The sequence below is a fragment of the Thioalkalivibrio sp. genome (assembly GCF_007692535.1).
Lineage (GTDB): Bacteria > Pseudomonadota > Gammaproteobacteria > Ectothiorhodospirales > Ectothiorhodospiraceae > Thioalkalivibrio.
This window is the reverse complement of sequence record NZ_REBW01000177.1, coordinates 1-14743: the sequence shown is the minus strand read 5'-3', so window position 1 is coordinate 14743 and position 14743 is coordinate 1. Positions and strand designations below refer to the sequence as shown.

The following is a 14743-nucleotide window of genomic DNA, read 5'->3' as shown; positions in this document are numbered from 1 at the left end:
CCCTCGATCAGCCGGACAGGAGTTCCTTCTTCTGCACTGCGCGCCAATGGTGCAGCAGGGGCTCAGTGTAGCCCGAGGGCTGCTCGCGGCCCTTGAAGATCAGGTCGGAGGCGGCGCGGAAGGCGATGGAACCCTCGAAATCGGCGGCCATCGGCTGGTACATCGGGTCACCGGCATTCTGCTCGTCGACCACCGCGGCCATGCGTTGCAGGGTCGCGCGTACGCGATCTGCGTCGACGACGCCATGGTGCAGCCAGTTGGCGATGTGCTGGCTGGAGATGCGCAGGGTCGCACGATCCTCCATCAGGCCGACGTCGTGGATGTCCGGGACCTTGGAGCAGCCGATGCCCTGCTGTACCCAGCGCACCACGTAGCCGAGGATGCCCTGGCAGTTGTTGTCCAGTTCCTGCTGCTTCTCCTCATCCGACCATTCGGGGTTTTCGACCACCGGCACCTCGAGCAGGTCGTCCAGGAGCTGCCCCTCCATTTCGGGTTTCAGACCCGCCTCCATGTCTTCCTGCAGCTCGGCGACGTTGACCTGGTGGTAGTGCAGGGCGTGCAGCACCGCGGCGGTGGGCGAGGGCACCCAGGCGGTGTTCGCCCCCGCCTTCGGGTGAGCGATCTTCTGTTCCAGCATCGCGGCCATCCGGTCCGGCATCGCCCACATGCCCTTGCCGATCTGGGCGCGCCCGCGCAGGCCGCAGGCCAGGCCCGCCACCACGTTGTTGCGTTCGTAGGCCGCGATCCACTTGCTGCCCTTCATGTCGCCCTTGCGCAGCATCGGGCCGGCCTCCATCGCCGTGTGCATCTCGTCACCGGTGCGGTCGAGGAATCCGGTGTTGATGAACACCACCCGGGCGGCCGCCTCTCCGATGCAGGCTCTCAGGTTGACCGAGGTGCGGCGCTCCTCGTCCATGATCCCCATCTTGAGGGTGTTCCGCGGCAGTCGCAGCAGGTCCTCGATCCGCGAGAAAAGTTCGCTGGCGAAAGCGACCTCCTCGGGACCGTGCATCTTGGGCTTGACGATGTAGACCGAGCCGGTTCGCGAATTGCCCCGATCGTCGTGCCGCAGGTCGTGCATGGCCAGGAGGCTGGTCATGAGGCCGTCGAGAATGCCTTCGGGGGTCTCCCTGCCGTCGGCGTCGAGGATGGCCGGCGTGGTCATCAGGTGCCCCACGTTGCGCACGAACATCAGCGAGCGGCCGGGCAGGGTCAGGGTCCTGCCCTCGGGCGTGGTGTACTCGCGGTCGGGGTTCAGCTTTCGCGTGACGACCTTGTCGCCCTTGCGGAACGAGGTCTCGAGCGTGCCCTTCATCAGGCCGAGCCAGTTGCGGTAGATGCCGACCTTGTCCTCGGCATCGACGGCGGCGACCGAGTCCTCGCAGTCCATGATGGTGGTGATCGCCGCCTCAACGAGGACGTCCTTCACCCCGGCCGCGTCGGTCTTGCCGATCGGGTGCTGCGGGTCGAACTGGATCTCCAGGTGCAGGCCGTGATTCACCAGCAGGATCGCGGTGGGGTGGCTGGGGTCGCCCAGGTACCCTGCCAACTGATCCCGTTGCTGGAGGCCGGTCTCGTCCCCGTTGTCCAGGGTCACGAGCAGGTCGCCGTCCTCGAGTCGGTACTCGGTGGCGTCGGCGTGGGAGCCGGAGGCCAGAGGCGCGGCCTGGTCCAGCACGCTGCGTGCGTAGGCGATGACCTTCTCGCCGCGCACCGGGTTGTAGGCGTCGCCGCGTTCGGCACCGTCCTCGTCCGGGATCGCATCGGTGCCGTAGAGCGCGTCGTAAAGGCTGCCCCAGCGGGCGTTGGCGGCATTCAGCGCGTAACGCGCGTTGCTGACCGGCACGACCAGCTGCGGACCCGCCTGCAGCGCGACCTCCGGGTCGACATTGGCGGTATTGACCTTGACCGTCTCGGGCGGCTCGACCAGGTAGCCGGCACTGTGCAGGAAGTCGCGGTATGCGGACATGTCGTGGATCGGCCCCGGGTGCGTTCGATGCCAGTCGTCGAGCTTCTCCTGCAGCGCGTCGCGCTTCTCCAGCAGCGCCCGGTTGCGGGGCGCCAGGTCATGGAGCATTGCCTCGACGCCCGCCCAGAAGTCCTGCGGATCGAGGTCGATTCCCGCCAGGGCCTCGTCGACAACGAAGCGGTGCAGTTCGGCGGCCACTTGCAGCCGTCCGTGGGTCACATAATCAGTCATGTCGGCTCTTTTTCCTTATGGGTCGGCGCCTGCCGATCGTGGTTGTCCAGTGTGCCTTCATGATGCCACGTCTGCCCTACCCCCGGTCCAGTCGGTGCGGGTCCCCATGTGGAGTGCGGGAGCTTGCTCCCGCTGTCCGGCATCAGACCTGGCTCGGGCCGCCAAAGCGGGAGCAAGCTCCCGCACTCCACAACGCCCAGGCGTGATGCTCTGAAGGGCGGTATCCGAGTCCTCAGTCGCCCAGCGCTGCAATGCCGGCCCGGGCGACCTGTGCGTCCTGTTCGGGCTTGACGCCGGAGACGCCGACTGCGGCGATCACCTGGCCCTCGTGAAGAACGGGAATGCCACCGGTGAGCAGGCCCTGCAATACCGGTGCGGACAGGAAGGCGGTGCGGCCCCCGTTGATCATGTCCTCGAAGGCCTGGGTCTCGCGTCGGCCCAGCGCGGCGCTGCGGGCTTTTTCCGGGGCAACGTAGGCTGCCATGGGCGCGCAGCCGTCCATGCGTCGCAGGGCGAGCGGGTGCCCTCCGTCGTCTGTGACCGCGATGGTGACCAGCCAGCCGTTGGCCTCGGCCTCCCGTTGGGCGGCATCGAGGATGTGGTTGACCTGCTCGAGGGAGAGAACGGCCTTCTGCTGCATGGAAACGGCTCCTCAGTCTACGTGGAAGATGGGGTCGCGGGCGCCATGGCCTCGTCGACGATCTCGATCCAGTGCCGCACCGGTGTGCGACCGGCCCCGGCAAGGTGGGTCTGGCAACCGATGTTCGCGGTGACGATGACGTCCGGACCGCCGGCCTCCAGCGACCTGAGTTTCTGGTCGCGGAGCTGGTGTGAGAGTTCCGGTTGGGTGATGGAGTAGGTTCCGGCAGAACCGCAGCAGAGGTGGCTGTCGGCGACCTCAGTCAGGCGGAAATCCAGCCGGCTCAGGACCGCTTCGACCGCGCCGCCCAGGCGCTGCCCGTGCTGCAGCGTACAGGGGCTGTGAAAGGCCAGTTGCCGGTTGCCGCGAACCTTCAGTTGTTCCAGGGGTTCATCGTGAAGCACCTCGACCAGATCCCGGGTCATTCGGCTGACCACTGCGGCCCGCTCGGAATAGGCGGGGTCCTCGGCGAGCAGGTGGCCGTAGTCCTTCACGAACACGCCGCAGCCGCTGGCCGTCTGCACGATGGCCTCGGCGCCGGCCTCGATCGCCGGCCACCAGGCGTCGATGTTTGCACGCGCCCGGTCCAGGCCGTCCTGCTGCGCGTTCAGGTGGTAGTCCAGGGCGCCGCAGCAGCCGGCGTTGGGAGCAGGTACCAGGCTGATGCCCACGCGGTCCAGCACGCGGGCGGCCGCGGCGTTGGTATTCGGCGACAGGCCCGGCTGGACGCAGCCTTCGAGGATCAGCATGCGCCGGGAGTGCCTGCCGGTATCGGGCCGAGCACCGGCAACGGCCGGGCGGGGCGGGATTTTCTCGCGCAGGGCGGTGGGCATCAGGGGGCGCACCGCGCGTCCCATGCTGAACAGAACCGAGGCGAGATGCGGCCGGGCCATGGTCCGGCGCAGCAGGCCGCGGAACAGCCGCTCGGGCAGGCCACGGGGAACGCGTGTCTCGATCTCCGCACGCCCGATGTCGACGAGCTTGCCGTACTCGACCCCGGACGGGCAGGTGGTCTCACAGTTGCGGCAGGTCAGGCAGCGGTCCAGGTGCAGCCGGGTCTCGGCGGTCGCAACGTCGGGCGCGTCCGGGTTTTCCAGCAGCGCTTTCATCAGGTAGATGCGTCCGCGCGGACCGTCGCGCTCGTCGCCCAGCAACTGGTAGGTGGGGCAGGTCGCGTTGCAGAAGCCGCAGTGTACGCAGCTGCGCAGGATCCGGTCGGCTTCGCGGATGTGCGGCTGCTCCAGCGCCTTGGGGCTGAATTGGGTCTGCATGTCAGAGGTCCCTGTACAGGCGGCCGGGGTTGAAGATGCCCTTCGGGTCCAGCCGCGCCTTGACCTGTCGATGGTACTTTGCGAGCACCGGCCCGAGTGGGGTGAACGGCTCGGCGGCAGAGGGCGTGTAGCAGGTCGCGTGGCCGCCGGCGCGGGTCGCCGCCTCGCGAATGGCGGAGGCCGGCAGCTCGCTGCGCAGCCAGCGCTGCGCCCCGGCCCAGTCGAGCAGCCAGTCACCGTCGAGGTCAACAGGGGGGGTCGTGTGCGGGACCGAAAGGCGCCAGAGCGGGCGCGGGTCGGCAGGGTCGAAGAAGGGGAGTTCGTGTTCCCGAAGCTGGCGCCAGAAGTCCGGGTCCAGCGTCTCGCCACCCAGGCGCGCCCGGTTCGCGTCGACCGAGCGGGCGCCACCCTCCAGGCGCAGGTGCAGGGCGCCGTCATGCCAGGCGGCGGCGGTCAGCGGGACCGGCTGGCGGCCCCACTTGGCCAGCTTGGCCATCGCTGCCTCCAGCGGCAGCTGCAGCCGCAGGCTGTGTGCGGCTCCAGGAAGCGGCAGCACCTTCAGCGAGACCTCGGTGATCACACCGAGGGTGCCCTGCGCGCCGGTGACGAGGCGCGAGAGATCGTAGCCCGCGACGTTCTTCATCACCTCGCCGCCGAAGCGCAGGTGCTGGCCGTCATGGCTGATCAGCCGTGTGCCCAGCACGAAGTCGCGCACCGCGCCGCTCCAGGGGCGGCGCGGGCCCGAGAGCCCCGTCGACACCATTCCACCGACGGTCGCGGCAGATCCGAAGTGGGGTGGCTCGAACGGCAGCTGCTGACCCGACGCCGCCAGCGTCCGTTCCAGTTCGGTCAACGGGGTGCCTGCGCGCACCGATACCACCAGTTCCACCGGGTCGTAGTGGGTGATGCCCCGGTGGCCGGTCAGCTCGAGCGCCGGCGCGTCGACGGTACGTCCGTAGAAGGCCTTGGTGCCGCCGCCGGCAATGCGCAGTGGCGTCCCGGCGCTGTTGGCCTCGGCGACCCGCGCACAGAGTTGCGCGGCGGAGTCCTGATCCCCGGTGTCCGGCCCGGATGTAGCGTCTGGATCCATGATTCCGCTCAAAATCGGGGCAGTTCGGGATGGGGCAATTGATTGTCGTGTACGTGCATGGCTCCGTATTCGGCGCAGCGGGCCAGGGTCGGGATGTTCTTGCCGGGATTCAGGAGGCCCTCCGGGTCGAAGGCCGCCTTCACCGCGTGGAAGACCGTGATTTCGGCGTCCTCGAACTGGGCGCACATCTGGTTGATCTTCTCGCGGCCCACGCCATGCTCGCCGGTGATGGTGCCCCCGACCTCCACGCAAAGTTCCAGGATGCGTCCGCCGACGCTCTCGGCCAGCGCCAGTTCCCCGGACCGGTTCGCATCGAACAGGATCAACGGATGCAGGTTGCCGTCGCCGGCGTGGAAGACGTTGGCGACGCGCAGGCCGGATTCATCCGACAGTTCGGCGATGCCCTTCAGTACCCGCGGCAGTTCGCGCCGGGGGATGGTGCCGTCCATGCAGTAATAGTCGGGCGACAGGCGGCCGACGGCAGGGAAGGCGTTCTTGCGCCCGGCCCAGAAGCGCGCCCGCTCGGCGTCGTCGCGGGCCAGGATGATTCCGGTCGCGCCGGCCTGGGCCAGCACTTCGCGCACACGCTGGCAGTCGTCCGCCACGTCGGCTTCGACCCCGTCGAGTTCGCACAGCAGGATGGCCTCGGCCTCCACCGGGTATCCCGCGTGGATGAAGTCCTCGGCGGCCCGTATCGCCAGGTTGTCCATCATCTCCAGGCCGCCCGGCACGATGCCGGCGGCGATGATGTCGCCGACCGCCCGCCCGGCCTTTCCGAGGTCATCGAAACTCGCCATGATGACCTTCGCGCTCTGGGGGCGGGGCAGGAGTTTCACCGTGACCTCGGTGATGATGCCCAGCATGCCTTCGGAGCCGTGGAACAGCGCCAGCAGGTCGAAGCCGGGGGCGTCCAGCGCCTCCGAGCCGATGGTCATCGGCTCGCCCTCCATGGTGATCACCTCCAGCGCGAGCACGTTGTGTACCGTCAGGCCGTACTTCAGGCAGTGCACGCCGCCGGCGTTTTCGGCCACGTTGCCCCCGATGGAGCAGGCGATCTGGGAGGAGGGGTCGGGCGCGTAATAGAGTCCGTGCGGCGCGGCGGCCTCGGAGATGGCGAGGTTGCGGACGCCGGGCTGCACCCGGGCGATGCGGGCGTCGGGATCCAGTTCCAGGATGCGGTTGAACCGCGACATCACCAGAAGCACGCCCTTTTCCAGCGGCAGGGCGCCGCCAGAGAGCCCGGTTCCCGCGCCGCGGGTGACCACCGGCACCTGCAACGCGTGGCAGGTCCGCAGCAGGGTGGTCACCTGTTCGAGAGTCTCCGGCAGCGCGACCAGCATCGGCATGACCCGGTACGCGGACAAGCCGTCGCATTCGAACGGGCGGCGATCCTCCTCGCTGTGCAGCAGGGTCATGCCTGGAAGCGCCTCGCGCAGGCGCTGCAGCGTCGCTTCCGCGTCTACCGTGGGCAGCGCGCCGTCGAGACGTTCATCGAAGAGGATGTTCATCGGAGTCCCTTGTTTCCCGGGGCGTGGAGCCTCGGCCCGTGATGGCTTTCTGACACAAACCTTACTCTACCCTCTGGTGTACCCGGCCGTCCCGTTCCCCGCATTTCCGGCCGGGAAACGGATCGGGGTCTCGCTGGCCGCTGCAAGGCGCGACGGGTTGGCGCTGTCCCGGGGCAGCGGGCGGCAGGCCGGTGTAGCGGGTCCGGAGGGCTGCCCTTCCTGTTCGGGATCCCGGCGCAACCGGGCGGTCCGTCTCGTCGGCCTTCGTTCCAACGATGGACGCTTGCGCCGGTCGCCCGTTTGTGGATTCATGGGGCGGCGAACGCACACAGGGGGCGAGTCGATGAAGGCTTTGATCTGCTGGAACCGGGGAATGATCTGGTTTCTGTTTCTGCTGCTGCTATCCGGTTCGGCTGGGGCCGACGTTCGGGTTCAAGGTCTGTTCAATGGCAAGGCCCTGTTTTCGATGGATGGCGAACGCTTTCTGCTCCGCGACGGCGAGAGCGGGCCTCAAGGCCTGCGCCTGCTTCGAGCGACGAGTCAGTCGGCCCTGGTGGAATACCAGGGGCAGCGTCAGGAACTGACGCTGGAGCGCGGGCGCTTCGGCGGCGTCTATCAGACCCGGGCCCAGCCCGAACTGCGCATCCAGCCCGATCACCAGGGCGGCTACTTCGTCAGGGGCCAGATCAACGGGCAGTCGGTGTCCTTCGTCGTCGACACGGGCGCCACGATGATCACCCTCAGCGAGGACGAGGCGGGCCGTCTGCGTCTTCCGGTGTCGGTTGGCGCGGAGGTTCCCGTCGAGACCGCCTCGGGCCGGGTCGTGGGCCGGCGGATCATGCTCGACGAGGTGCAGATCGGGGGACTGCGCGAGCAACGGGTCGAGGCTGTCGTTCTTCCCGGAGATCGCCCGTCCGTGAGCCTGTTGGGCATGAGCCTCCTCAGCCGCCTGAACATCCGCAATGAGGGGCCGGTTCTGATCTTGCAGGCGCGTTGATCGCCCTCGCCGGGGGATTGCCCGGTGCAGAACCCGTTCAGAGCCCGAGCACGTATAGCCATACCGGCAAGGTGACCGCCGCCATCACCGTGGCGGCTCCCACGGTCGCCGCAACCAGCGGACCATCGCCACCCATCCGCGTGGCCAGGATATAGGCGGAGGAGGCCGGCGGCAGTGCCGCCAGCAGCACGGCCGCCGCCAGGTATGCGCCGGTGAGCCCCATGGCCAGAGCCAGGCCGAGGGCCAGGGCCGGTACCGCCAGCAGCTTCACCGCCACGAAATACGCGACCAGGGTCTGCTGGCGACCTTCGAGGGTGAAGGTCAGTGCCGCACCGGTCGCCAGCAGACCCAGCGGCAGGGCCGGTTCGCCCAGGAAAAGCAGCGTCGACAGTGCGATATCGGGTAGGGGGAGTCCCAGTGCCGACCAGCCAAGGCCGCCGAAGGTCGCAAGAATGAAGGGGTTGCGCGCAAGCTGGGGCAGGATTGCGTGCCGGGTGTGCCGGGCCAGGGCCCAGACCGAGGCGACGTTCGCCAGCGGGATCACGAAACCGGCCAACAGCGCGAAGGCCGCGATGCCGTCGGCCCCATGGATCCCACCGAGCAGCGCAAGGCCGATGTAGGTGTTGAACCGGAACCCGCACTGGAAAATGGATGCGAAGGCGTGTGGCGAGGGTGAGAGCAGAGGTCGGACCGCCAGGCCCAGCAACATGCCACCGAGCATGAAGCCGAAGCCGACCAGGATCATGAGGCCGCCCGCGCCCAGATCGATCGGACGGCTGGCAAGCGTTGCGAACAGCAGGGCGGGGAACAGCAGGTAGTAGACCAGCCGCTCGATGCCGCTCCAGAGATCGGGGCCGAAGATTCCGCTCCGCCGCAACAGGTGGCCAAGGCCGATCAGCGCGACGATCGGCAGCAGAATGGCGACCGTCTCAGCCATCGCGCGCGCGTTCGGGCGCGTTTCTGGACAGGGCGGCCTCGACTTCACAAAGCTTGTCCATGAACGCGAGGGCGGCCGGCGAGGGGGTGCGATTCCTGAGTCGCACAAAGCCGTACTGACTATGCATCCAGGGCAGTTCGAGCGGCAGGCGAGTGATGAGTCCTGCGTTCTCATCGGCCTGAACCTGGCTCGCCGTTGCGAGGCCGATCGCATCGCTGTGGATGACGATGTCCCGCAGGAGGCGAAAGGTGTCCACGCGAATCATCGCTTCGATGGCGCCGATACGTTCCGGGAGGGTTGAACTGACGATCGGGAACGCACGCACCTGGTCCAGCGTCAGCGCGGTTTTGCGCACCAGTGGGTGCTGCGGGTTGCAGATGAAATACCCCTGGTGCCGCGGGAGCGCTTCGACGTCGAGGCGGGTGTCGGTTGCCGAGGTGCTGATCTCGATAACGGCGACGTCGAGCGCGCCGTCGAGCACGTCCTGCAGCAGGGATTGCCAGTCAGCAACCCGGACATCCACCCTCAGCCGGGGGTGGTCCCGCAGCAGCAGGCCGCAGGCGGTTCCCACCGAGATATTCGCGGGGTAGGGGCCGGCACCGATGGTCAGCGATCCCGTCTCGAGTCCGAGGGCGAGGCGGACCTCGCGCTCCACGCTCGTGGCGTCCTGGAGCAGCACCCGGCCGCGTTGGATCACGATGGATCCGATCGTGGTCGGCACGATGCCGCCGGAGGTGCGGTCGAAGAGCGCCGCGCCAAGCAGATCTTCAAGGACCTGAATGCTGCGCGACAGGGCGGGCTGACTCAGGTTGAGGCGTCTGGCAGCGGCCGTGTAACTGCCTTCGTCGGCCAGCGCGACCGCATGCTGGACGTGGCGCAACTGAATCTTCATGCGCTCAGATTATAGGAAGCTTCCCCAAAATGCATTGGACAAATCACCTACCCGAGCACTAGGTTAAGCCGTACAGCTCGCGCACCTGATCGCAGGCGTCAAGACCGAGAGGAATCCAGTTCATGAATTCGATATTCACCGTTCTGCGCATGTGCGTGGGCATCATGCTGCTGGCAACGGCGGCGCCGGCGCTCGCCGAGGATGCCAAGCCGAACATCCTGGTGATCTGGGGCGACGACATCGGCATCTGGAACATCAGCCACAACAACCGCGGCATGATGGGCTATGAGACCCCGAACATCGACCGCATCGCCCGCGAAGGCATCGGCTTCACCGACTACTACGGCCAGCAGTCCTGCACGGCAGGCCGCGCCGCCTTCCTCAACGGCAGCGTCCCCGTCCGCACCGGGATGACGAAAGTCGGCATGCCCCACGCCGAGCAGGGGTGGCAGGAAACCGACGTCACCATCGCCACCGTGCTCAAGAGCCTCGGCTACGCCACCGGCCAGTTCGGCAAGAACCACCAGGGCGACCGCGACGAACACCTGCCGACCCAGCATGGTTTCGACGAGTTCTTCGGAAACCTCTACCACCTGAACGCCGAAGAGGAACCGGAGAACCGCGACTATCCCGCCGATCTCGTGCTCGCGAACGGCAAGACCTTTCTCGAGACCTTCGGCCCCCGCGGCGTGATCAAAGCCAACGCGGATGGCACCATCGAGGACACCGGCCCGCTGACCCGCAAGCGCATGGAAACCATCGACGAGGAGACGCTCGCCGCCGCGAAGGACTTCATCCAGCGCCAGCACGAGGCCGGCGAGCCGTTCTTCGCCTGGTGGAATGCCACCCGCATGCACTTCCGCACCCACATCAAGGAAGAACACATCGGCATCAGCGGCCCAAGCGGCGACGAATACCACGACGGCATGGTCGAGCACGACATGCATGTCGGCGAACTGCTCGCGCTGATCGACGAACTCGGCATCGCCGACAACACCATCGTGATGTATTCCACCGATAACGGTGTCCACTTCAACACCTGGCCCGATGCGGGCACTACCCCGTTCCACGGCGAAAAGAACTCCAACTGGGAAGGCGCATTCCGCGTGCCGACCTTCGTCCGCTGGCCGGGCCAGTGGCCTGCCAACAAGACCCTCAACGGGATCGTGTCGCACGAAGACTGGCTCCCCACCTTCGCCGCGGTGGCAGGCAACGACAACATCGTCGAGCAGCTTCGCGAAGGTGTGGAACTCAACGGACGCACGTACAGAAACTACATCGACGGCGTAAACCTCCTCGACTACCTGGCCGGCAAAACCGACGAGTCGCCACGCAAACAGTTCATCTACACCGATGATGCCGGCCACATCGTCGCGATCCGGGTCGGCGACTGGAAAGCCGTCTATGCCGAGAACCGTGCCGATCGCCTGCAGATCTGGAAGGAACCCTTCGTCCAGCTGCGTGCGCCCGACCTGTACAACCTTCGCCGCGACCCGTTTGAAAAGGCCAAGACGGGCTCCAACACCTACGAGGACTGGTATATCGACCGCGCCTTCGCGCTGGGTCCCATGCAGGTCGTTGCCAGCCGGTTCCTGATGACGCTCCAGGACTATCCGCCGAGCCAGCTTCCCGGCGACTGGAGCCTGGAAACGCTCGAACGCCAGATCAAGAGCATGACCAAGGGCGGTCTCTGACCACGATATCGAGCAGGTGCGCATGACGTGCACCGAAGGGGCGGCGGGGTATCCCCGGCGCCCCTCGTTACTTTGCGGAGGCATTCCAATGGGCTTTACGACCGCAACGGCCGTTCTTCGACTTTCCACCGGGATGTTGCTGTTCCTGGCCTTGGCTGCGGCCAGGGCCGAACCCCTGCCGTCCTGGAACGAATCGGAGAGCCGTAACCAGATCGTCTCGTTCGTCGGGGCCGTGACCGACCCGGGTTCGCCGGATTTTGTTCCGGCCGATGCGCGTATCGCCGTGTTCGACAACGACGGCACGCTGTGGTCGGAACAGCCGGCCTATTTCCAGCTTCTGTTCGCGATCGATCGGGTCAAGGCGCTGGCTCCCGAGCACCCCGAGTGGCGAGATCGGCAGCCGTTCCAGGCGGTGCTGGAAGGTGACCTGCGTGCGCTTGCCGAATCGGGGGAGAAAGGGCTGCTGGAACTCGTGATGGCCACGCATGCCGGGATGACCACGGACGAGTTCAGCTCGATCGTCGAGGACTGGATCGGCACGGCCCGACATCCCACGAGCAACCGGCTCTATACCGAGATGGTCTACCAGCCGATGCTGGAACTGCTCGAGTACCTGCGCGCCAATGGGTTCAAGACCTACATCGTCTCGGGCGGCGGGATTGAGTTCATGCGTCCCTGGGTGCAGCGGGTCTATGGCATACCACCGGAGCAGGTGATCGGCAGCAGCATCAAGACGCGCTTCGAACTGCGCGACGGCGAGCCCGTGCTGGTGCGGTTGCCGGAAATCAACTTCATCGACGACAAGGAAGGCAAGCCCGTCGGCATCCACCAGCACATTGGCCGGCGCCCCATCGCCGCCTTCGGCAACTCCGATGGCGACCTGCAGATGCTGCAGTGGACGACGGCCGGGGAGGGCCGCCGCCTCGGTGTGATCATCCGGCACACGGATGCTGAGCGCGAGTGGGCCTATGACCGCGATTCCCATATCGGCCGGCTGGACCAGGCGCTGGACGAGGCCGTGGAGCGTGGCTGGGTCGTGGTTGACATGAAGGACGATTGGGGAAGAGTCTACGGTTTCGAGTCTTCCGAATAACCGAGCCGGTCGGCGTCACCCTCATGTCACGCGCTTTGCATTTTTCACTGTCGCTGCATGCGCTTGCGCTTTCGGCTTTGATCCTGGCCGGTTGCGGTCAGGGCGACGCCCCGGAGACCAGCCAGCTGTCACCCACCGGCTGGGTCATGGACGAGCCGGCGGAGCCGTCCTACGTGGGCATGGTCGTCTGCGCCGAATGCCACGCCGCAGAGACCGCCGCCTGGACTGGCTCCCACCACGACCTCGCGATGGCGAGGGCCGACGACACGACCGTGCTCGGTGACTTCGACGACACGGTCTTCGAGCACGGCGGTGTCGAGTCCCGGTTCTTCCGCCGCGACGGACGCTTCTTCGCCGTCACCGATGGCCCCGATGGCGAGCTGGCGGAGTACGAACTGAAGTGGACCTTTGGATGGGATCCGCTCCAGCAGTACCTGATCGAGTTTCCCGACGGCCGACTCCAGGCGCTGGGTGTTGCCTGGGATACGCGCACGCCGGAGGAGGGTGGCCAGCGCTGGTTTCACGTCTACGGCGACGAGATCATCCCGGCGGGCGATGAACTGCACTGGACCATGCCCGCGCAGAACTGGAACTACATGTGCGCGGACTGCCACTCGACCGGGTACGAAAAGAACTACGACCCGGAGTCCGGCACCTTTGCCTCGACCTGGACCGACGTGAACGTGGCCTGCGAGGCCTGTCACGGTCCGGGTTCCAACCATGTGTCACGGGCTCGAGAGGAACGCCTGGCGGAGGGGCACGGTTTTCCGCTGTCGTTCGCGCAGCCCGGGCGTGAGCGCATCCTGCGCGAGGGTGCGACCACGATGTCGATCGTCGGGGGTGACAACGGAGCGATGCAGGTCGAGGCGTGCGCCCGCTGCCATGCGCGCCGCGCGCCGATCGCCGCAGAGTACCGGCACGGTGCGCCGCTGCTGGATTCCTATCTGCCCGCGCTGCTGACCGAATCGCTGTATTTCCCCGATGGCCAGATCCTTGACGAAGTATTCGAATACGGCTCCTTCCGGCAGAGCCGCATGTACGCCGCGGGGGTCGTGTGCACCGACTGTCACGAACCCCACAGCCTGCAACTGCGCGCCGAAGGTGATGCGGTCTGCGCCCAGTGCCACCTGCCCGGTCATTATCAGGATGCGAGCCACTCGCACCACGACCCCGGTCCGGGTGCACCGGGCTGTCTTGACTGCCACATGCCGGCGCGCACCTACATGGTGGTCGATCCCCGCCGTGACCACAGCTTCCGTGTGCCGCGGCCCGATCTCGCGGCGGAACTCGGCGTGACCAATGCCTGTGCATCGTGTCACGGCGATCGACCGGATACATGGAGTGCTGCCGCCGTGCGCCACTGGCTCGGACGGGATGCGCTCGGCCTGCAGGACTTCGCGCGTGCCTTTGCTGCGGGACGCGTTGGCAGGATCGAGGCCGGCGATCCGCTGCGCAGGATCGCAGGCGACCTGGAGCAGCCCGCGATTGTCCGGGCAACGGCGCTGGAGCTCCTGCGCGGCTACCCCGGGCCGGAAACCCTGCGGCTCGCCGCGGCCTCCCTGGACGATCCGGATCCTTCAGTGCGTCTCGCCGCACTGGCCCCCCTGGGTACGGCACCGCTGGCGGAGCAGGTGGCGGTGTTGAAGGAGCGGTGGACCGATCCGGTGCTCGCGGTGCGGATCGAGGCGGCACGGGCGGCGGCCAGCGCGGATCCGCGAGCCCTGAACGCGACGGAAGTCCATCAGCTGATCGCAGCGATGGGCGAGTATGTCGATGCACAGCGCGCGAGCCTGGACCGGCCCTCTGCATGGCTGAATCTCGGAAACCTGTACGCGGGGGCGGGCGATCCAGAACTCGCCCAGGAGCAGTACCGCACAGCCCTCGCGCTGGATCCCTCCTTCGAACCCGCGTACGGAAACCTTGCGGACCTCCTGTCCCGGCAGGGGGACGAGATTGCCGCGCACGAGGTGCTGGTGCGCGGCCTCGATGTCCTGCCGGACAGTGCCGCTTTGCATCATGCGATGGGGCTGCATCAGATCCGATCGGGCGACCGGGCGGCCGCACTGGCCTCGCTGGCCAGGGCTGTGGAACTGGCTCCACAGGACACCCGGTTCCACTACGTCCATGCCATTGCACTCGACGGCGAGGGTGCCCGAGACGAGGCGATCGCGCTGCTCGAGCGGGCGCACGAGATCCGGGAATCGGATCAGGACGTACTGCGTGCGCTGCTGAGCATGAACCTGGAGTTGGGCAAGCTTGATGTGGCGCGGACACATGCGCGGCAGCTGCATCGGCTCAGGCCCGGGGATTTGCAGCTCGAACGCCTCCTAGGACAGCTGGGCGGCGACTGAGCGGCCGCGCGTCCGAGGGCATGAGAGTTAACGTGAAAGTCACGGCCACGTTCAGTAGGTCGGGTTAGCG

General features: G+C 67.0%; 11 protein-coding genes. 4 read left to right on the top strand and 7 right to left on the bottom strand.

Annotated features, from left to right (window positions below; translation table 11 throughout):
* Window positions 1-7 precede the first annotated feature (7 nt).
* The 5 genes from EA346_RS10295 to glcD all read right to left on the bottom strand — a co-directional run bounded on the left by EA346_RS10295 (window position 8) and on the right by glcD (window position 6709).
* On the bottom strand, window positions 8-2200 hold the full coding sequence (locus tag EA346_RS10295) for a malate synthase G (RefSeq protein ID WP_296758283.1): 2193 nt from the start codon (window positions 2198-2200) through the stop codon (window positions 8-10).
* Between the two features lie 232 nt (window positions 2201-2432).
* A complete protein-coding gene (locus EA346_RS10290) occupies window positions 2433-2840 on the bottom strand; it encodes a heme-binding protein (protein WP_296758281.1) in 408 nt (135 codons plus the stop codon).
* A 17-nt stretch (window positions 2841-2857) separates the two neighbouring features.
* Complete coding sequence (gene glcF, locus EA346_RS10285) at window positions 2858-4111, bottom strand: glycolate oxidase subunit GlcF (protein ID WP_296758279.1); 1254 nt, start codon at window positions 4109-4111, stop codon at window positions 2858-2860.
* Window position 4112: 1 nt separating this feature from the next.
* Window positions 4113-5201, bottom strand: a complete 1089-nt coding sequence (gene glcE / locus EA346_RS10280) for a glycolate oxidase subunit GlcE (protein ID WP_296758276.1) — start codon at window positions 5199-5201, stop codon at window positions 4113-4115.
* Window positions 5202-5209: 8 nt separating this feature from the next.
* On the bottom strand, window positions 5210-6709 hold the full coding sequence (gene glcD, locus EA346_RS10275; RefSeq protein WP_296758274.1) for a glycolate oxidase subunit GlcD: 1500 nt from the start codon (window positions 6707-6709) through the stop codon (window positions 5210-5212).
* 373 nt (window positions 6710-7082) lie between these two features.
* Here glcD and EA346_RS10270 point away from each other — a divergent pair, with 373 nt between their 5' ends.
* Entirely contained in the window at window positions 7083-7706 is a 624-nt protein-coding gene (locus tag EA346_RS10270; protein ID WP_296758272.1) for a TIGR02281 family clan AA aspartic protease, read from the top strand.
* Between the two features lie 37 nt (window positions 7707-7743).
* Here the strand turns inward: EA346_RS10270 and EA346_RS10265 are convergent, their stop codons facing one another.
* Both EA346_RS10265 and EA346_RS10260 read right to left on the bottom strand, forming a co-directional pair.
* Complete coding sequence (locus EA346_RS10265; protein ID WP_296758271.1) at window positions 7744-8643, bottom strand: AEC family transporter; 900 nt, start codon at window positions 8641-8643, stop codon at window positions 7744-7746.
* Window positions 8636-9535, bottom strand: a complete 900-nt coding sequence (locus tag EA346_RS10260) for a LysR family transcriptional regulator (protein ID WP_296758269.1) — start codon at window positions 9533-9535, stop codon at window positions 8636-8638. The genes EA346_RS10265 and EA346_RS10260 overlap by 8 nt, the downstream gene beginning before the upstream one ends.
* A 122-nt stretch (window positions 9536-9657) precedes the next feature.
* Between EA346_RS10260 and EA346_RS10255 the strand changes: the two genes are divergently transcribed.
* The 3 genes from EA346_RS10255 (at window position 9658) to EA346_RS10245 (ending at window position 14673) form a co-directional block, all read left to right on the top strand.
* The gene (locus EA346_RS10255; protein WP_296758268.1) at window positions 9658-11229 is read left to right on the top strand and encodes an arylsulfatase; all 1572 of its coding nucleotides are present in this window, start codon (window positions 9658-9660) and stop codon (window positions 11227-11229) included.
* A gap of 88 nt (window positions 11230-11317) precedes the next feature.
* On the top strand, window positions 11318-12322 hold the full coding sequence (locus tag EA346_RS10250) for an HAD family hydrolase (RefSeq protein WP_296758266.1): 1005 nt from the start codon (window positions 11318-11320) through the stop codon (window positions 12320-12322).
* A 23-nt stretch (window positions 12323-12345) separates the two neighbouring features.
* Window positions 12346-14673 (top strand): tetratricopeptide repeat protein, encoded by a 2328-nt coding sequence (locus EA346_RS10245; RefSeq protein ID WP_296758265.1) that lies wholly within the window; start codon window positions 12346-12348, stop codon window positions 14671-14673.
* The last annotated feature ends 70 nt before the right edge of the window (window positions 14674-14743 follow it).